The organism is Streptomyces sp. Inha503 (assembly GCF_047215865.1).
GTDB classification, from domain to species: domain Bacteria; phylum Actinomycetota; class Actinomycetes; order Streptomycetales; family Streptomycetaceae; genus Streptomyces; species Streptomyces lycopersici.
Window position 1 is genome coordinate 4,760,578 of the sequence record NZ_CP178360.1, and the last position, 18,461, is coordinate 4,779,038.

Annotated in this window: 15 protein-coding genes and 2 tRNA genes; 6 read left to right on the forward strand and 11 right to left on the reverse strand. The window is 70.1% G+C overall.

The window, feature by feature from the left end; translation table 11 throughout:
* The first annotated feature begins 12 nt into the window (after window positions 1-12).
* Window positions 13-1,005, forward strand: coding sequence for a hypothetical protein (locus tag ACJX2R_RS19985; RefSeq protein ID WP_413101239.1), 993 nt, complete (start codon window positions 13-15; stop codon window positions 1,003-1,005).
* Between the two features lie 58 nt (window positions 1,006-1,063).
* Complete coding sequence (locus tag ACJX2R_RS19990) at window positions 1,064-1,906, forward strand: hypothetical protein (protein ID WP_413101240.1); 843 nt, start codon at window positions 1,064-1,066, stop codon at window positions 1,904-1,906.
* A gap of 106 nt (window positions 1,907-2,012) precedes the next feature.
* On the opposite strand, the gene clpX is transcribed toward ACJX2R_RS19990, so the two are convergent.
* The 5 genes from clpX to ACJX2R_RS20015 all read right to left on the reverse strand — a co-directional run bounded on the left by clpX (window position 2,013) and on the right by ACJX2R_RS20015 (window position 6,761).
* Window positions 2,013-3,299, reverse strand: a complete 1,287-nt coding sequence (gene clpX / locus ACJX2R_RS19995) for an ATP-dependent Clp protease ATP-binding subunit ClpX (RefSeq protein WP_037945935.1) — start codon at window positions 3,297-3,299, stop codon at window positions 2,013-2,015.
* Window positions 3,300-3,480: 181 nt separating this feature from the next.
* Window positions 3,481-4,137 carry an ATP-dependent Clp protease proteolytic subunit gene (locus tag ACJX2R_RS20000; protein ID WP_037945933.1) on the reverse strand — a complete coding sequence of 219 codons (657 nt, stop codon included), beginning with the start codon at window positions 4,135-4,137 and terminating at the stop codon, window positions 3,481-3,483.
* Window positions 4,138-4,198: 61 nt separating this feature from the next.
* Window positions 4,199-4,801 (reverse strand): ATP-dependent Clp protease proteolytic subunit, encoded by a 603-nt coding sequence (locus tag ACJX2R_RS20005; RefSeq protein WP_171072767.1) that lies wholly within the window; start codon window positions 4,799-4,801, stop codon window positions 4,199-4,201.
* A 291-nt stretch (window positions 4,802-5,092) separates the two neighbouring features.
* Complete coding sequence (gene tig, locus ACJX2R_RS20010) at window positions 5,093-6,529, reverse strand: trigger factor (RefSeq protein ID WP_413101241.1); 1,437 nt, start codon at window positions 6,527-6,529, stop codon at window positions 5,093-5,095.
* A 155-nt stretch (window positions 6,530-6,684) separates the two neighbouring features.
* Window positions 6,685-6,761: transfer RNA gene (locus ACJX2R_RS20015), tRNA-Pro, on the reverse strand.
* A 179-nt stretch (window positions 6,762-6,940) separates the two neighbouring features.
* Here ACJX2R_RS20015 and ACJX2R_RS20020 point away from each other — a divergent pair.
* A tRNA-Gly gene (locus ACJX2R_RS20020) sits at window positions 6,941-7,014 on the forward strand.
* Between the two features lie 130 nt (window positions 7,015-7,144).
* Here the strand turns inward: ACJX2R_RS20020 and ACJX2R_RS20025 are convergent.
* Window positions 7,145-7,339, reverse strand: coding sequence for a hypothetical protein (locus ACJX2R_RS20025; RefSeq protein ID WP_413101242.1), 195 nt, complete (start codon window positions 7,337-7,339; stop codon window positions 7,145-7,147).
* Window positions 7,340-7,955: 616 nt separating this feature from the next.
* On the opposite strand from ACJX2R_RS20025, the gene ACJX2R_RS20030 reads away from it, so the two are divergent.
* A complete protein-coding gene (locus ACJX2R_RS20030) occupies window positions 7,956-9,137 on the forward strand; it encodes an acyltransferase family protein (RefSeq protein WP_413101243.1) in 1,182 nt (393 codons plus the stop codon).
* 192 nt (window positions 9,138-9,329) lie between these two features.
* On the opposite strand, the gene ACJX2R_RS20035 is transcribed toward ACJX2R_RS20030, so the two are convergent.
* The 3 genes from ACJX2R_RS20035 to ACJX2R_RS20045 form a co-directional block, all read right to left on the reverse strand.
* Entirely contained in the window at window positions 9,330-11,861 is a 2,532-nt protein-coding gene (locus tag ACJX2R_RS20035) for an ABC transporter permease (protein WP_413101244.1), read from the reverse strand.
* Complete coding sequence (locus ACJX2R_RS20040) at window positions 11,858-12,676, reverse strand: ABC transporter ATP-binding protein (protein WP_413101245.1); 819 nt, start codon at window positions 12,674-12,676, stop codon at window positions 11,858-11,860. The genes ACJX2R_RS20035 and ACJX2R_RS20040 overlap by 4 nt, the downstream gene beginning before the upstream one ends.
* Before the next feature lie 174 nt (window positions 12,677-12,850).
* Window positions 12,851-13,993: a PP2C family protein-serine/threonine phosphatase gene (locus tag ACJX2R_RS20045; protein WP_044575252.1), complete on the reverse strand. Its 1,143-nt coding sequence runs from the start codon at window positions 13,991-13,993 to the stop codon at window positions 12,851-12,853.
* Between the two features lie 128 nt (window positions 13,994-14,121).
* Between ACJX2R_RS20045 and ACJX2R_RS20050 the strand changes: the two genes are divergently transcribed.
* Entirely contained in the window at window positions 14,122-15,354 is a 1,233-nt protein-coding gene (locus tag ACJX2R_RS20050) for a GNAT family N-acetyltransferase (RefSeq protein ID WP_413101246.1), read from the forward strand.
* 23 nt (window positions 15,355-15,377) lie between these two features.
* Here ACJX2R_RS20050 and ACJX2R_RS20055 read toward each other — a convergent pair whose 3' ends face one another.
* On the reverse strand, window positions 15,378-16,187 hold the full coding sequence (locus tag ACJX2R_RS20055; RefSeq protein WP_262699978.1) for an Fpg/Nei family DNA glycosylase: 810 nt from the start codon (window positions 16,185-16,187) through the stop codon (window positions 15,378-15,380).
* A complete protein-coding gene (locus ACJX2R_RS20060; protein ID WP_413101247.1) occupies window positions 16,187-16,675 on the reverse strand; it encodes a ribose-5-phosphate isomerase in 489 nt (162 codons plus the stop codon). Before ACJX2R_RS20060 ends, ACJX2R_RS20055 begins: the two co-directional genes overlap by 1 nt.
* Window positions 16,676-16,856: 181 nt before the next feature.
* Here ACJX2R_RS20060 and ACJX2R_RS20065 point away from each other — a divergent pair, with 181 nt between their 5' ends.
* Window positions 16,857-18,329 carry an amino acid permease gene (locus ACJX2R_RS20065; RefSeq protein WP_413101248.1) on the forward strand — a complete coding sequence of 491 codons (1,473 nt, stop codon included), beginning with the start codon at window positions 16,857-16,859 and terminating at the stop codon, window positions 18,327-18,329.
* Window positions 18,330-18,461: the final 132 nt, after the last annotated feature.

An 18,461-nucleotide genomic window follows, 5' to 3' on the forward strand; every position in this document is an offset into this window, starting at 1 on the left:
CGAGGGATACAGATGAGCTACAACCAGCCGGGCCCCTACGGCCAGCAGCCCCAACAGCCGGGTCCCTACGGGCAGGGTGGAGCGGTCGGCCAGCCCGGCTACGGCTACCCGCAGCAGCCGGGTCAGCCGGGTCCCTACGGCCAGCCGCAGCAGCCGCCCCAGCAGGGCTACGGCTACCCCGGGCAGCCGCAGGGCCAGCCGAACCCCTACGGTCAGCAGCCGAACCCGTACGGCCAGCAGCAGCCGTACGGCCAGCCGGGCATGCCGGGGCCGTACCAGCCGGGCCCGGGCCAGGGCGGCGGCAACAAGAAGGGCCTGGCGATCGCGATCGGCGCGGTGGTCGTGGTGGCCGCGGTCGTCGGCGGTGTCCTGGTGTTCAAGGGCGGGGACGACGGCGATGGCGGCGGCGGTAAGGTCGCCGACGACGGCAAGCGGTACAAGCTCACCACCCCCGCGACGGTGGCCGGCGACTACACCAAGAGCTCCTCCGGCGGTGGCGGGCTCACCTCCTCGGACGCGGACGACTTCGAGAAGTTCGGCGTCACCAACCCCAAGACCGAGAGCGCGGAGTACAAGTCCGGCGAGGGCATGAGCGCCAAGCAGTTGCAGCTCAACGGCGTCTGGGGCGAGGTGAAGGACCCCGAGGCGGTCGTCGACGGCGCCTTCTCGAAGATCGCGCAAGAGGCCGAGAAGGACCCCTCCACCAGCAATGGGATGAAGGCCGAGCTCGTGGGCAGCCCGGAGACGGTGACGCCCAGCGGCTTCGAGAACGCCGTGATGAAGTGCCAGAACACCAAGTTCACCCCGACCGGGGACTCCGGCTCCAGCGGCATACCCACCAAGGGCTTCTCGATCCCGATCTGCATGTGGGGCGACAACAGCACGGTGGCCTATGTGGTCGTCTCCGACGCGGCCGCGGCGCTGTCCGGCAAGAGCATGTCGCTCGACGAGGCCGGTGACATCACCGCGAAGGTCCGCAACGACGCGCGCGTGGAGATCAAGTAGCCGAGCGGGCCGCGCAGTTCACAGGCCACAGCCGATCCGGAGGGGGACCCCCACAGCCATGAGCCACAACCAGCCACCGCCGCCGGGGCCCTACGGCGGCGGACCCGGCCCGTACGGGGGCGCCCAGCCCAATCCGTACGGCGGGGGGCAGCAGCGGCCCGCAGAGCCCAACCCGTACGCGCAGACGCCGGGGTACGGCTATCCGCAGGCGCAGCCCCCGCAGGGCTACGGCTACCCGCAGCAGGCGGGTCCCTACGGTCAGCCGCCCCACCCCGCGCCGCCCGAGGCCGGCGGGGGCGGCAACCGCACCAAGATCATCGCGGTGACGGTGGCCGGGCTCGTGGTGGTGGGCGCGATCGTCACCGGCGCCGTGGTGCTGTCCGGCGGCGGCGACGACCCGAAGGCGATGAAGCTGGTCACCCCCAAGACGCTCGCCGACGGCAGCTACACGCTGGACAAGGGCACGGACGACCTCGACAACGAGGGCACCAGCGTGCAGGGCAGCATGCCCGAGGGCGCGACCTCGGTCCTGGCCCAGTACAAGCGGTCGGACGACGACAACTCGGGGCTCGCCTTCTCCGGTATGTACGGCGACATCAGCGACCCGGACACGGTCCGCGACGAGATGTTCAAGGGCTTCGCGGGCGGCGACGGCTCCCCCACGGTGGAGCGGAAGCGCAAGCGGTTCCAGCCGAAGGGAGCTGACGGCCCGTCGGTGGAGTGCGAGGTGGTCAAGCTCTACGACCGGATCTACGCTCCGGCCTGCGCCTGGGCCGAGGAGACGGACGCGGCGATGGTCCTCGACGTCAACGCGGAGAACACCTCGGCGTCGGACGCCGACATGGAGTCCTTCGCCAAGGTGACCGCGGGCATCTACCAGGACACCCGCAAGCCCGCCTGAACCGCCCGTAAATCGGCCACAGGGCGCGTACGACACGAAGAGGGCCCCGGGAGACCGGGGCCCTCTTCGTATGCCCTCAGCGGGGCGGCTACGCGTGCGGGAGCGGCTAGGCGCTCTTCTCGTGCCGCTCGCCCGGCTCGGTGCCGCGGGTGCGGGGCACCAGCGTGGGGTTCACATTGGAGTGCACGACGTCCTCGGTGATGACGACGCGGGCCACGTCCTTGCGGGACGGCACCTCGTACATCGCCGACATCAGCACCTCCTCGATGATCGCGCGCAGGCCCCGGGCCCCGGTGCCGCGCAGGATCGCCTGGTCGGCGATGGCCTCCAGGGCCGGGCGGTCGAAGTCCAGCTCCACCCCGTCGAGCTCGAACAGCCGCTGGTACTGCTTCACCAGGGCGTTCCGCGGTTCGACGAGGATTTGCAGCAGCGCCTCGCGGTCGAGGTTGTGGACGGAGGTGATGACCGGGAGACGGCCGATGAATTCCGGGATCATTCCGAACTTCACCAGGTCCTCGGGCATGACCTCCTGGAACTGGTCGCTCGCCTCGATCTCGCGCTTGGAGCGGATCGTGGCGCCGAATCCAATGCCCTTGGCGCCCGCCCGCGCCTCGATGATCTTCTCCAGACCGGCGAAGGCGCCGCCCACGATGAACAGCACATTCGTGGTGTCGATCTGGATGAACTCCTGGTGCGGGTGTTTCCGGCCGCCCTGCGGCGGCACCGACGCCGTGGTCCCTTCCAGGATCTTCAGCAGCGCCTGCTGAACGCCCTCGCCGGACACATCACGGGTGATCGAGGGGTTCTCGCTCTTGCGGGCCACCTTGTCGATCTCGTCGATGTAGATGATGCCCGTCTCGGCCTTCTTGACGTCGTAGTCGGCGGCCTGGATCAGCTTGAGGAGGATGTTCTCCACGTCCTCGCCGACATAGCCCGCCTCGGTGAGCGCGGTGGCATCGGCGATGGCGAAGGGCACGTTGAGCATCCGGGCGAGGGTCTGCGCGAGCAGGGTCTTGCCGGAGCCGGTGGGGCCGAGCAGCAGGATGTTGGACTTGGCCAACTCGATGCCGTCGTCGCGGTTGTGGCCGCCGTTCTCGCCCGCCTGAACCCGCTTGTAGTGGTTGTAGACGGCGACCGAGAGGGCCTTCTTGGCGGCCTCCTGGCCGACCACATAGCCCTCGAGGAATTCATAGATCTCGCGCGGCTTGGGGAGTTCCTCCCAGCGCACTTCGGAGGTCTCGGCGAGCTCCTCCTCGATGATCTCGTTGCAGAGATCGATGCATTCATCGCAGATGTACACACCCGGGCCCGCGATGAGCTTCTTCACCTGCTTCTGGCTCTTCCCGCAGAACGAGCACTTGAGCAGGTCGCCGCCGTCACCGATGCGTGCCACGAGGTGCTTCCCCTTCGCCTTGGATCCGCTTTGCTGCGCGGAACCGGGTGCTTGCGCTGCGCTTTCTGCTTCTTTCCCGTGGGCCGGGGCCCTCAGCCCTCTATGACGGTACCTTGCCGGGCCCCCGGTTCGGGCCCCCCTTGGACCTACTCGGTCCAAGGGGGGTGTTTCCACCGAAGATTCAGCCGAGGCCGACCGACGTCTTACGGGTGGAGACGATCTGGTCGACAAGACCGTACGCCAGGGACTCCTCGGCCGTGAGGATCTTGTCCCGCTCGATGTCGTCGCGGATCTTCTCGATGGGCGTCGTGGAGTGCTTGGCCAGCATCTCCTCGAGCTGCGAGCGCATCCGCAGGATCTCGTTGGCCGCGATCTCCAGGTCGGAGACCTGACCGCGCCCGGTCTCACTGTACGGCTGGTGGATCAGGATCCGGGCATTGGGCAGGGCCATCCGCTTGCCCGGCGTTCCGGCGGCGAGCAGCACGGCCGCGGCGGACGCCGCCTGGCCCATGCACACCGTCTGGATGTCGGGCTTGACGAACTGCATCGTGTCGTAGATGGCGGTCAGCGCGGTGAACGAGCCGCCGGGAGAGTTGATGTAGACCGAAATGTCACGGTCCGGGTCCATCGACTCCAGGCACAGCAGCTGCGCCATGACGTCGTTGGCGGAGGCGTCGTCGATCTGGACGCCAAGGAAGATCACGCGCTCTTCGAAGAGCTTGGCGTACGGGTCGTACTCGCGGATGCCCTGGGAGGTGCGCTCGACGAAACGCGGAACGACATAGCGGGATTCGGCCATCGGGCCGGTGTACAGGCCGCTGCCGGGGAAGTTGCTCATCTGGGTCTTCACCATCCTGTGGCGATCTGAGGGCTGGAGGTCGGCTACGGGACGGCGGGCCTCAGGCCCCGGTGCCGCCCCCGCCCGGAACGCTGGAGGCGGACGTCATGACGTCGTCGACCAGGCCGTACTCCTTGGCCTCGTCGGCGGAGAACCAGCGGTCGCGGTCGGAGTCACGGACGATCTGCTCAACCGTCTGGCCGGTGTGGAAGGCGGTCAGCTCGGCCATGCGCTTCTTGGTGTGCAGCAGGCGCTCGGCATGGATCTTGATGTCCGAGGCGGAACCCGCCAGACCCGCGGAGGGCTGGTGGATCAGGATCTCGGCGTTCGGGAGCGCGAAGCGCTTGCCCGGGGTGCCCGCGCTCAGCAGGAACTGACCCATCGAAGCGGCGAGGCCCATGGCGATGGTGACCACGTCGTTCTGGATGTACTGCATGGTGTCGTAAATCGCCATGCCCGCCGAGATCGAGCCGCCCGGGGAGTTGATGTAGAGGTAAATGTCCTTTTCCGGATCGGCGGCGAGCAGGAGCAGCTGAGCCGTGATCTTGTTGGCGATGTCGTCGTCGACCGGCTGGCCGAGGAAGATGATCCGCTCACCGAGCAGCCGGTTGTAGACCTGGTCGCCGAGGCCACCGACGGTCGGCTCGCCGGCGGCGGAAGGCATCGTATTCGTCACGTATCCACCTGCTCGTCTCTGACGGCTGACTGGCCGTCTCAGCGTCTTCTTCTGGGGTGTGGGGGCCTGGGCCGCCGATGTGGCCGGCGGGCTCGCGAGACTCCCCTGCCCTCGTATCTACGGACCCTAACGCGCTGGTCGGCGGGCGCCATCCCGCATCAGGAACTGTTCGCTCTGAGCGCATGTCCCGGCGGCGGACCGGCGTCGCGGAACACGAACGGGCCCGGACGCGTGCAGACGTTCGGGCCCGTTCGTACGGGCTGTGGAGCGGACCGTGGATCAGCTCTCGGCCTTGTCCTGCTTCTCCTCGGCCTCCGCGGGCGCCTCGGCGGCCTCCGCCTCGGCCGCGGCGGGCTCCTCGGCGGTCTCGGAGGTGGCCTCGACCGTCTCGCCGGTCTCGTCCTCCTCGTCGTCCAGGTCCACGGTCTCGCCCTTGTCGTCGACGACCTTGGCGGCCTCGACCACCACGGCCAGCGCCTTGCCGCGGGCGACCTCGCCGACGAGCATCGGCACCTGGCCGCCCTCGACCACGGCCTGGGCGAACTGGTCCGGGCTCATGCCGGAGGACTGCGCACGGCGCATGAGGTGCTCGGTGAGCTCCTCCTGGCCGACGGACAGCTGCTCCTTGTTGACCAGCTCGTCGAGGACGAACTGGGTCCGGATGCCCTTCTCGGCCTGCTCCTTGAGCTCGGCGTCGAACTCCTCGGCGGTCTTGCCCTGCATCTCCAGGTACGAGTCGAGGTTCAGGCCCATCTGGCCCAGCTGGTGGTGCTCGAGGTTGTGCTTACGGGTGTTGATCTCGTCCTGGAGGAGCTTCTCCGGGATCGGCACCTCGACCAGCTCCAGCAGGGCGTCCAGCACCTTCTCCTGGGCCTGGGTGGCCTGCTCGAACTTCTTCGACCGCTCCAGGCGCTGACGGCTGTCGCCGCGCAGCTCCTCAAGGGTGTCGAACTCGCTGGCCAGCTGGGCGAAGTCGTCGTCGAGCTCGGGCAGCTCACGGGCCTTGACCTCGGAGACCTTGACCGAGACCTCGGCCTCCTTGCCCTGGGCGGAGCCGCCCTTGAGCTCGGAGGTGAAGGTGGCCTCGCCGCCCGCCTCCAGGCCGGTCACGGCCTCGTCGATGCCGTCCAGCAGCTCGCCCGAGCCGATGGTGTAGGTGACGCCGGTGGCGACGCCGTCCTCCAGGACCTCGCCGTCCACCTTGGCCTCGAGGTCGACCACGACGATGTCGCCGTCGGCGGCGGCGCGCTCCACCGGGCTGGTGGTGGCGAAGCGCTCCCGCAGCTGCTCTACGGACTTGTCGATGTCCTCGTCCGAGACCTCGACGGAGTCGACGGTGACCTCGATACCGGAGTAGTCCGGGATCTCGATCGCCGGGCGGATGTCCACCTCGGCGGTGAAGGTCAGCAGCTCGTTGTCCTTGAGCTCGGTGATGTCGACCTCGGGCTGGCCGAGCGGGTTCAGCTCACCCTCGTTGACCGCGTCGGTGTAGAACTTCGGGAGCGCCTCGTTGACGGCCTCCTCCAGCACGGCGCCACGACCGAACCGCTGGTCGATGATGCGGGCCGGGATCTTGCCCTTGCGGAACCCAGGCACCGTGACCTGCTGGTTGATCTTCTTGTACGCCGCGTCGAGGCTGGGCTTGAGCTCCTCGAAGGGCACCTCGACAGTGAGCCGAACCCGGGTCGGGTTCAGGTTCTCCACGGCGCTCTTCACGGTTCGGTCTCCTTGGGGGCTGACGTGTGGTGTTCAGCTGCGGTGCGCTGTCGCGTCGCAGCGGATTCGCGTCCGGTTAAAAAGACACAGACACGCAGCTTGCATAGTAACCGCAAGCATGACGGGCCCCACAACGCGATCTTGACGCCTGTGGATGGTCGGGGTGGCCGGATTCGAACCGACGACCTTCCGCTCCCAAAGCGGACGCGCTACCAAGCTGCGCCACACCCCGTCGGTGCGACACGTAGGGTACATGCCCGCGGACGCCCCGGCTGCCGGTTATTCGACTGGTGGGCAAGGGTGTGCGGGGAACGGTCGGGAACCGCTACGATGCATGCCGTGCCGCGATCCGGGCGATCATGCCTGGGCGGAGGTGTCCGGGAGACCGGTGCATCCGTGTACGCGGCGTGTGCGGGCGTAGCTCAATGGTAGAGCCCCAGTCTTCCAAACTGGCTACGCGGGTTCGATTCCCGTCGCCCGCTCCACGGCTTTCGGCCCGGCCCGGGGAGTTCCCGGAGCCGGGCCGTTCGCTTTTGCGCACACTCGCGCGTCCGGGCGCCCCCGCCCCCGGGAGGCGGGGGCGGATGCCCGGGAGTCGAGGCCAGGGGTCGGCGATCAGGGGTTGATGTCGGCGATGGCCTCGGCGGCCGAGTCGAGGAACTTCTGGACGTCCGGCGCGACATTGGACGAGGCAAGCAGGAACCCGAAGAGGATCGCGACCAGGGCCGGTCCCCACTTGACCCGGCCATTGCGGATCATGAACACCAGGATGATGCCCACCAGCAGTACCAATGACAGGGAAATGGCCACAACATCCCACCCTCGGTCGCACACGTCTCACAGGCCCCGGAAGCACGCGACCCCGCACACCCCCGCAGCCACCATCGTGCCATCAACTCCCGCCGCTCAGCAGTGGGGTGGAGCGATAAACGGTCACATGTGCACACGACACCCACCCCTTCGGTACCCGTCCGGTAACCGTTCATTCAAAGGGTCACGGGTGACACTCCCCACAACTCGGCGAGCCGCCCGACCGGTGAATTCCGATCACCCGGGATGATCTCGGGCAGGAATTCGGAATTCACTCGGCGGTCACTCGACGGGGTGACAAAACATCAATGAATCAGACATTCCGCCAGAGCCTCCTGCGGGGCATATGCCCCAATTAAGCGGGACGAAGGCCACCAGAACGGACAGCCCGCGACCGGATATCGAATGATCGCATCGCTTTGTCGACCTCTCGGCCGACTTACCGGGGTCGACTATCGGCCGCGATACGAAGGCTATGAACGGAAAGCAAACCGAACGAGGTTTTACGCAATACAGGTTTCGGCGCTATCGTGCCTCAGATGTTTCACGCTGCCATGACTCCCCCACGCGCAGTGAGGTGCCGGGTGGTCTCCCCCAGTTCCTGGTGGGAGGGCCTGTGACCAACTCCCTGCGCCCGCACGGTTATCAGCGGACCCCGCTCCCCCAGGAGGCGGCGCCCACTCCCCCCTCGCCGCGGGCCGAAGAACCAGGGCAGCAGGCGACCACCCCGCCAGCCGCCTCCCCCGCCGGGCAGCAGCCCAAACAGCGGGACGCGTTCTTCGACAACGCGAAGTACCTCGCGATCGTGCTGGTCGCGATGGCCCACTCCTGGGAGCCGCTCACCGACACCAGCCGCACCGCGGAAGCGCTGTACATGGTCGTGTACACCTTCCACATGCCGGCCTTCATCGTGATCTCCGGCTACTTCTCGCGCAGCTTCGACATGCGGCCGGACCGGCTCAAGCGCCTGATCACCGGCATCGCGGTGCCCTATGTGCTCTTCGAGGTCGCGTACACGCTGTTCAAGCGCTGGGCGGACGACGACCCGACGTATGACTTCAGCCTGCTGGACCCCTGGTACCTCACCTGGTTCCTGGTCGCGCTGTTCGTATGGCGGCTGACCACTCCGATCTGGAAGCTGGTGCGCTGGCCGATCCCGCTCTCGCTCGCCGTCGCCACGCTCGCGGCGGTCTCGCCCGACATCGGCGACGACCTGGACATGCAGCGGCTGCTCCAGTTCCTGCCGTTCTTCATCCTCGGCCTGTGCATGAAGCCCGAGCACTTCCAGATGATCCGCCGCCGCTCGGTCCGGATCGCGTCGGTGCCGATCTTCGCGTGTGCCCTCGTGTTCGCCTACTGGGCGGCGCCGCGGATGAGCTCGGCGTGGTTCTACCACCGCGACAGCGTCCAGGAGCTGGGCGCTCCGCCGTGGACCGGCCCGGTGATGACGCTCGCCCTCTTCGGCTGCTCGGTCGTGCTCGTCAGCTGCTTCTTCGCCTGGGTGCCGCGCCGCCACATGTGGTTCACGGTGCTGGGCGCCGGAACGCTGTACGGCTATCTGCTGCACGGCTTCCTGGCCAAGGGCTCCCGGTTCTGGGGCTGGTTCGACGACTACCAGTGGCTGCACAAGCCGCTGGGGGAGATCACGGTCACGATCATCGCCGCCACCGTGGTCACCGCGCTGTGCACGCCACCCGTACAGCGCGCCTTCCGCTTCGCCATGGAGCCGAAGATGGCCTGGGCCTTCCGTAAGGACGCCGCCGAACAGGCCCGCAGCCGTACAACGACGGCGGCCTAGCGGCGCAGGCGCCGCCACGACACGAGGGGCTGGACCGCGGATCCCCACGGGCCAGCCCTTTCTCGGCTCTTCTAAGGGCTCATCCACAGCTCTTCTACGGCTCTTCTACGGCTCTTCTACGGCTCTTCTACGGCTCTTCTACGGCTCTTCTACGGCTCTTCTACGGCTCTTCTACGGCTCAAGGCGTGCGGCTCACGGCTTCGGCGTCGTGCGGCGCAGCGCCGCGCGGGCCGGGAGCGCCGTCGCCGCGAGGCCCAGCGCCACGGCGGTGCCCGCGAAGCCCGCGTAGGTGAGCGGCGGGACGTACGGATCCTCGCCGGTCAGGCCGCGCATCATCGGCACGAGCGTGGCCAGGGCGATCGCCGTGCCCAGGCCGATGCCCGCCGTGGCCACCAGCAGCGCCTCCCAGCGCACCATCCCCAGCACCTGCCGCCGGGTGGTGCCGATCAGCCGCAGCATGCCCAGCTCTCGGCGCCGGTCCAGCACGGTCATCACCAGGGTGTTGACGGCGGCGACGGCCGCGAACCCGCCGAGGACGCCGGCCATGACGGTGTTGGCCCAGGCGTTCAGCTTCCGCTCCTCGTCCTGGGCCGCGGCATAGCCGTCCCGGTCGGTGACGTCCTCGCCGAGCCGCCTGCCGAGCGCCGCGGCGACGGCCTTACGGTCGGCGTCTTCGGCGTCCCGCACCAGCACCTCGCTGTCGAACGCCGACGTCACATGGCCGGACAGCGCCGTACGGGGAAGCGTGAGCTCGGCGATCCCCAGCCCGCGCCCGTAGATCGCGACCACGGTGGGCGAGATCGTCGTACCGTCCGGGAGGTGGAGGGCGAGCCGGTGGCCGACCCTGGCGTGTGCCGCCTTCGCCAGCAGCCCGTCCACGGCCACCCGGCCCGGTCCCAGGGCCTCCAGGCGCCCCTTACGGACGTCCAGGTCCTGTACGGCCGCCAGGTCGCGGCCGCTCCCGGAGACGCCCTGCGCCGACGCGGTCCGCAGCCAGCGCCCGTCGCCCGAGCCCACCGGGACCAGCACCCCGGTGCGCAGCAGCCCCACGGACGCGGCCACGCCCCGTACGGAAGCGGCACGGGCCGCCGCACCGGACGGCAGCCCCTCCGGGGCGGAGATCACCTGGTCGGCCACGATGCCCGCCCGCCGCTGGCGGGCGCCCGTGTGGTCCTCACTGGTGTGCATGAAGACCAGGGTCGAGGCGAAGGCCATGGCCAGCACGATCGGGGTGATCGCCGAGGCCAGGCGGCGGGCGTTGGCCCGGCTGTTGGCCGAGGCCAGATGGGCCGGCGCCGGTCCGGCGCGCAGCGGCAGTCCGATCAGCCAGGCGCACAGCCGGGCGATGACCGGGCCGAGCAGTGCCACGGCGAGCATGAAGAGCATCACGACCCCGAGGGCGGCGTTGGCCGCGTCGTCGCCGGAGGCGGAGGCGGCGACGCCGGTCATGACGAAGCCCCCGACCAGGGCCGCGACGCCGAGGACCGTACGGATCACACCGGGCCGCAGCCGCTCCACGGCCGCCTCGCCGAGCGCCCGCCCGGGCCGGATCCGCGCGGGGCGGCGGGCGGCCATCAGGCCCGCCAGGAGCGAGGTGAGCAGGCCCGCCCCGACGGCGACGAGCAGCGGGATCCAGGAGATGGAGAGCTCCACGGGCCCCGGGACGGCGCCCTTCTCCTCGAGCTGCCCGAACCACCAGCGGGCGAGCGCGCATCCGGGCAGCAGTCCGACCGCGCCCGCGAGCGGGGCGACCAGCAGCGCCTCGGCCGCGACCGAGCGGCGGATCTGGCGCGGGGTGGCGCCGATCGCCCGCAGCAGGGCCATCTCGCGGCCGCGCTGGCCCACGGAGAGGGCGACGGTGCCCGCGGTGGTGAAGACGGCCACGGCGGTCGCGATGCCGCCGAAGGAACCGCCCAGCGCGATGAGCGTCTCCTTGGCGTTGGCGAGCGAGGGCTCCTCGATGGCGCCGCGCCCGCCGCCGGTGTGCACACGAGGGGAGTGCGCCGCGCCCTTCACGGTCCGCTCCAGGTGTGCGGCCAGCCGGTCGGGGCCGGTCCCGGTGCGGGGGCGGACCAGGACGGCATCCACGGTGGCGGGGTGGCCGCTCAGGGCACGGGCCCGGCGGTCGGTGAACCACGCCGTAAGGCCGTCACCGTCGGCGCCGTCCGCCTTACGGGTCACACCGGAGACCCGGAAGGTGTGGCGGCCGTCCGGCGCGGTCACCGTGATCCGGCCACCGACGCCGGTGCCCGCCGCACGGGCGGCCCCGGGACTGAGCACGGCCTCGCCCTCTCGGGGCGCGGCCCCCGAGGCGAGCGCCACCCTCGTGAAGGGCGCCGCGCCCCAGCCGTGGCCGGTGAGCGCCCCATGGGCGGTGCGCAGGGGGAAGGTCACATCCGGTGCCGCGGCCGCGGCTCCGGGGGTGCGGGCGGCGGTGGCCACCAGGGAGGCGTCGAGCCGGGCCCGGTCGGGGACCTGCTCGGACTCATCCGAGCGGTCGTCGCCGTGGCCGATGACGTAGTGCACCCGCTGGTCCGCGGCGATCACGACCGGGGCGCTCGCGTAGCGCTGCGGCGGTACGGAGGCCCGTAGCCCGGTCTCCAGCAGGATGCCGCACGCGGACACGATCGCCGCGGCCATGGCCAGGGCGACGAAGGTGCCCGCGAAGGCGGACGGCTTGAAACGGACGGCGGCGCGGGCCAGCCCGTTGGTGAGCGGCCTCATCGGGCCCCCTCCGGGGCCCAGGCGCCCGCGAGGGCCGGGGTGCGGGCGGTGAGGCGGCCCATCCGCTCGGCGATCTCGTGCGCCGGGGAGCGGAGGAGCCGGTCGGCGATCGCGCCGTCGGCGAGGAAGAGCACGCGGTCGGCGTAGCTCGCGGCGACGGGGTCGTGGGTGACCATCACGACGGTCGCGCCCAGCGCGTCCACGGCCTGCCGCAGGAGGGTGAGCACCTCTGCGGCGGTGTTGGTGTCCAGGGCGCCGGTCGGCTCGTCGGCGAAGACCACGTCGGGGCGGGTGACGAGGGCGCGGGCGATGGCCACACGCTGTTGCTGGCCGCCGGAGAGCTCACCCGGCCGCCGCCTGGCCTGGTCCCGAAGACCGACCTGGGCGAGCACCTCATGGGCGCGGTGGCGGTCGGGGCGGGCACCCGCGAGCCGCATCGGGAGCAGCACGTTCTGCTCGACGGTCAGGGAGGGGAGGAGGTTGAAGGACTGGAAGACGAAGCCGAGGCGGGCGCGGCGCAACGCGGTGAGCTTGTTCTCACTCATTCCGGTGATGTCGGTGCCACCGAGTTTGACGGTCCCCGCGGTCGGCCGGTCGAGCCCGGCCGCGCACTGGAGGAAGGTCGATTTGCCGCAGCCGGAAGGGCCCATGACGGCGGTGAAGCTGCCGTGCGGAAGGGCCAGGTCGATGCCGCGCAGGGCGTGGACGGCGGTGCGGCCACGGCCGTAGCGGCGCTGGACGCCGTGGAGTTCGATGGCATGGGCGTGGTGCGGGGCCGGTGCCGCCGCTGTCTGTCGCCGCTTGCGCAGCCCCATGGTGGTGACCCTTCCGAGGAGTTCGCCCGATTCCCCTCGAACGTACGGAGCACGGCACCTCGGCAGCCATGACGGCCACCGGCGTATCCGGGGTGGGGCTAACCCCCGCCGGGGCTCGGCGGGAGCGCCGGGAGGCGGCAGGGGGCAGGAGGCGGCAGGGGCCGGGAGGCGCGGCTACTGGCGGCAGATCAGCAGCAGGGCGCGGTCGTCGTTGACGTCCTTCGCGACCGTCTCGATCAGATGCCAGGCCGCGCCGTGGAAGCCGGAGCCGACGTAGCGGTCCGCCTCGCCGGTGAGGCGGTCGATGCCCTCGCTGATGTCCCGGTCGGCGGTCTCCACGAGGCCGTCGGTGAAGAGCATCAGGACGTCACCGGGCCGCAGCGTGCCCTTGGTGGGGTCGAATTGGGCGCCGTCGTAGACGCCAAGCAGCGGGCCGTCGGCGGACTTCTCCTCCCACTTGCCGGTGCCCGCGCTCAGCTGGAGTGCGGGCAGATGTCCGGCGGAGAAGAGCTCGAAGTCGCCGCTGTCGAGGTCGAGGACGAGATGGATGGAGGTCGCGAAGCCCTCGTCCCAGTCCTGGCGGAGGAGATAGCCGTTGGCGGCCGGGAGGAAGCCGTGTGGCGGCAGGGAGCCGAGGAGGCCGCCGAAGGCGCCGGAGAGCAGCAGGGCGCGCGAGGCGGCGTCCATGCCCTTGCCGGAGACGTCGGTGAGGACGACCTCGAGGGTGCGGCCGCCGCCGGTGCGGGCGGCCACGACGAAGTCGCCGGAGAAGGACTGCCCGCCGGCCGGGCGCAGCGCCATCTCACGGTGCCAGCCGCGCGGCAGGTTGGGCAGCTTGCTCTGGACGCGGATGCGCTCGCGCAGGTCGAAGAGCATGGTGCCGCCGCGCCGCCAGGGCACTCCGACGCGGCTGCGGAACTGGGCGATCAGCAGGCCGAAGAAGCCGACGGCGGCGACGACCAGGATGGTGCCGGGGGTGACCCGGGAGGAGGCGTCCTCCTCGGTGTACGGGCCGAGCACGGCGGACTCCACGATCAGGGCCGTGGCGGCCGCCGCGTACAGGGCGAGCAGGCTGGCGGGGCGCAGCAGCAGCCCGCCCGCGACGATGGGCAGGACGAGGGCGGACGGGGAGCACCAGTCGGGCTGGGCGATGGTGCCTCCGGCGATGGCGGGGACGCCGAGCAGCAGCGCGGTCAGGGCGAGCCGGTCGGAGCCCTCACCCCGGAAGTAGTCCACTCCGGCTTTGCGCACGCCAGTGCGAGCCCGGTGCAGAACTCTGCGCATCCGGGCCCACGGAGTGTCCACGCCGCCAGTCATTGCATCGGGACCCTACCCACCCGTTCGGACGCGCGTCGATTCGTGGCGCGTTGAACCACCCAGCCAGGGGGGCAATCGTAAGCGAAATTCGTTCGCGTGTACGGGAAACGGCTGCTAGGGATGGGAATATGAGGACTGAGCTGCGCGTGCTCGACCCATCGATTTGGGATGATTGGTACGGAAAACTGGTACTCGCATTCGGAGGAGTTCCCGAAGCGCCGGAGGAATCCGCGCTCTGGCGGGAGTTGACCGAATGCGAGCGTTCGATCGGCGCCTGGGACGGCGCCGACATCGTCGGCACGGCGGGGCTGTTCAGCTTCCGGCTGTCGGTCCCGGGCGGCGGGATCGTCCCGGCGGCCGGGGTCACGATGGTGAGCGTGCAGGCCACGCACCGGCGACGCGGGGTGCTCCGGGCCATGATGCGGCGGCAGTTGGACGACATCCGCGCGGCGGGCGATGAGCCGCTGGCCGTTCTGACCGCGTCGGAACCGGACATCTACGGACGGTTCGGCTATGGCGCGGCCACGCAGAACGCCTACGCCGAGATCGACACCACCCGGGTACGGCTGACCGTCCCCGAAGGCGTAGACGACGTACGGCTGCGCGCCGTGCCCCTGGAGTCCGCCGTCGAGGCGTGCGAGGCCGTCTACGCCCGGCGGGTGCGCACCCGGCCGGGCATGCTGGAGCGGATCCCCGGCTGGGAGCGGGTGCCGCTGCTGGACCCGCCGGGCGACCGCGAGGGGGCGTCCCCGCTGCGCTGTGTGCTGGCCGAGTCGGGCGGCGAGGTCAGCGGCTACGCGCGGTTCGCGGTCAAGCCCGACTGGGATCTGGCCGGGCCGAAGGGCACGGTCGTCCTGCGCGACCTGGAGGCCCTGGACCCGGCGTCCCACGCGGCGCTGTGGCGCTTCCTCTTCGATCTCGACCTGACCTCGGTGATCAGGACCGGCCCCCGCCCGGTCGACGATCCCTGGCAGCTGCTGGTCTCGGACATCCGGCGGTGCGCCGTAAGGCTGCGCGACTCGCTGTACGTCCGCCTGGTGGACGTGGGGGCCGCGCTCGAGGCGCGGACGTACACCACGCCCGTGGAGACCGTCCTGGAGGTCACGGACCCCTTCTGCCCCTGGAACGAGGGGCGCTGGCGGCTGAGCGGCGACGCCAAGGGCGCCTCCTGCGAGCGCACGGACGACGCCCCCGATCTCCGGCTGGGTGTGCGGGACCTGGGAGCGGCGTATCTCGGCGGCGTCCCGCTGACCGCGCTGGCGGGTGCGGGGCGCGTCCAGGAGGTCCGTCAGGGCGCCCTTACGGAGGCCACGACCGCGTTCGCGACCCCGGTCGCCCCGTGGCTGCCCCACGGCTTCTGAGAGCTCAGACGCTTTCCGAGAGCTCAGGCGCCCTGGCAGTCAGGGCACCAGAAGAGATTGCGGGCGGCGAGATCGGCGGTGCGGATCTCGCCACCACAGATATGGCAGGGCTGTCCGGCGCGCCGGTAGACGTAGACCTCGCCGCCGTGGTCGTCCACGCGCGGCGGGCGGCCCATCGCCTCGGGGGTGTGCTCGGGGCGGACCGTATCGATCCGGTTGTTCCGCACCCCCTCGCGCATCAGCGCCACCAGATCGGCCCATATCGCGTCCCATTCGGCGCGGGTCAGCGCACGGCCGGGCCGGTAGGGGTCGATCCCGTGCCGGAAGAGCACCTCGGCGCGGTAGACGTTCCCGACGCCGGAGATCACCTTCTGGTCCATGAGCAGCGCGGCCACGCTGACCCGGCTGCGGGAGATCCGGGCCCAGGCCCGCTCGCCGTCGTCCGCCGGGCGCAGTGGATCGGGGCCCAGCCGGTCGTGGATCACCTGCTTCTCGCCATCGGTGATCAGGGCGCAGGCGGCCGGGCCCCGCAGATCCGCGTACCCCTCGGGGTTGGCCAGCCGCAGCCGGACGGTGTCGGTGGGTGGCGGGGCGGGGGCCGGGCCGAAGGCGTACGTACCGAAGAGCCCCAGGTGGACATGGACCCAGCCGGTGGCCGCGAAGTCCAGGAAGAGGTGCTTGCCGTGCGCCTCGGCGTGGCGCAGCGGCTGGCCGTCGATCAGCCCGGCGCCGTCGGCGAACTTCCCCTGTGGGCTGGTGGCCCGGACGGGCCGGCCGCCGAAGGTCTCGAGGTGGTCGGCGGCCAGCCGGTGGATGGTGTGCCCTTCGGGCATCAGTCGCCTTGCGGGTGGTGGGCCGGGATGGGCGGCAGCTCACCGGTGGTCTCGTAACCGTTGAGCATCTCGATACGGCGGGTGTGCCGCTCCTCGCCCGAGTACGGGGTGTTCAGGAAAATCTCGACAAACTTCGTGGCCTCGTCCTGGGTGTGCATCCGGGCGCCGACGCTGACCACATTGGCGTCGTTGTGCTCACGGCCGAGGGCCGCGGTCTCCTCGCTCCAGGCAAGTGCCGCGCGCACCCCCTTGACCTTGTTCGCCGCGATCTGCTCACCATTGCCCGATCCGCCGATGACGATGCCGAGGCTCTGCTGGTCGGCGGCGGTCCGCTCGGCGGCGCGCAGGCAGAACGGCGGGTAGTCGTCCTGGGCGTCGTAGATGTGCGGGCCGCAGTCGACGGGCTCATGGCCGGCCGCCTTGAGCCACTCCACGAGGTGGTTCTTGAGTTCGAAACCGGCATGGTCGGAGCCGAGGTACACGCGCATGTACCGAGTGTGTCATGGCCGTGTGGTCCTCGCCGCCCAGGGTAGGCATCGCATAAATCCCTGTAATGCCAAAGAACCTCATGAAAACCTCAAGTAACAATCTGGATTCAAAGGTTCAACTGGTCGACCTCCTGAGATTCACTGGCGTCGCTCGTAACGCGAGAGCAAAGGAATCGAGCACATGAGCGCACAACCTGCGACCACGCCGGAGCAGCAGCGGCCCCCCGGCGACCCGGGCTCGCCCGACGGCCTCAAGGCGGGACTCAAGAACCGTCATCTTTCGATGATCGCGATCGGCGGCGTGATCGGCGCCGGCCTCTTCGTCGGCTCCAGTGCGGGTATCGCCAAGGCCGGCCCCGGCATTCTCATCTCGTATGCGCTGGTCGGCCTCATGGTCGTCTTCGTCATGCGGATGCTCGGCGAGATGTCCGCCGCCAACCCCACCTCCGGCTCCTTCTCCGCCTACGCCGACCGGGCGCTCGGCCGCTGGGCCGGTTTCTCCATCGGCTGGCTGTACTGGTTCTTCTGGGTCGTGGTGCTGGCGGTCGAGGCCACCGCCGGCGCCAAGATCCTGGAGGGCTGGTGGCCGGCCGTCCCGCAGTGGGGCTGGGCCCTGATCGTGATGGTGGTGCTCACCGCGACCAACCTGGTCTCGGTCGGCTCCTACGGTGAGTTCGAGTTCTGGTTCGCCGGGATCAAGGTCGTGGCGATCGCGGCGTTCATCGTGGTCGGCGGGCTCGCGGTGTTCGGGCTGCTGCCGCATTCGAACAACGAGGGCGCGGGCCTGGGCCACCTCACCGACAGCGGCGGCTTCCTGCCGAACGGGCCGGGCGCCATCCTCACCGGTGTGCTGCTGGTGGTCTTCTCCTTCATGGGCAGCGAGATCGTCACCCTCGCGGCCGGTGAGTCCGAGAACCCGCGGCGGGCGGTCACCAAGGCCACCAACAGCGTGATCTGGCGCATCGCGGTCTTCTACCTGGGCTCGATCTTCGTCGTGGTCACCCTGCTGCCCTGGAACTCCAAGGCGATCGCCGACAAGGGCAGCTATGTCGCGGCGCTCGACTCGATCGGCATACCGCACGCCGGCGACATCATGAACGTGATCGTGCTGACCGCCGTGCTCTCGTGTCTGAACTCCGGCCTCTACACCGCCTCCCGCATGGCCTTCTCGCTCGGCCAGCGCGGCGACGCCCCGGCCGCCTTCGCCCGCACCAACTCCCGCGGCGTCCCGCAGGCCGCGATCCTCGGCTCGGTCGTCTTCGGCTTCGTCGCGGTGTGGTTCAACTACCAGTGGCCGGACACCGTCTTCACCTTCCTGCTGAACTCCTCGGGTGCGGTGGCGCTCTTCGTATGGCTGGTGATCTGCTTCAGCCAGCTGCGGATGCGCGGGATGATCCTGCGCGAGAACCCCGAGAAGCTGATCGTCCGGATGTGGCTCTTCCCCTATTTGACCTGGGCGACGATCGCGATGATCTCGTTCGTCCTGGTCTATATGCTCACCGACAAGGACGGGCGCGAGCAGGTGATCCTCTCCGCGCTGGTGGCCGTGCTCGTGGTGGCCCTCGCCCTGGTCAAGGACCGCCTCACCGCCGGCCGCGGGCCCGCCCCGGCCGCCTCACCTGACCCCGCCCCCAAGGAGCGGGCGGCCCCGTAGGAACCGCGCTCCGCTGATTCTGACTCCCCTGTGCCCCTGGGGCGTGACTCCCCTGTGCCCCTGGGGGCGGCCGCTGCACGCCGCCCCCAGGGGCACAGCCGTGTCCGTGGGCGCGTCGGGCCCAGAGTCCAG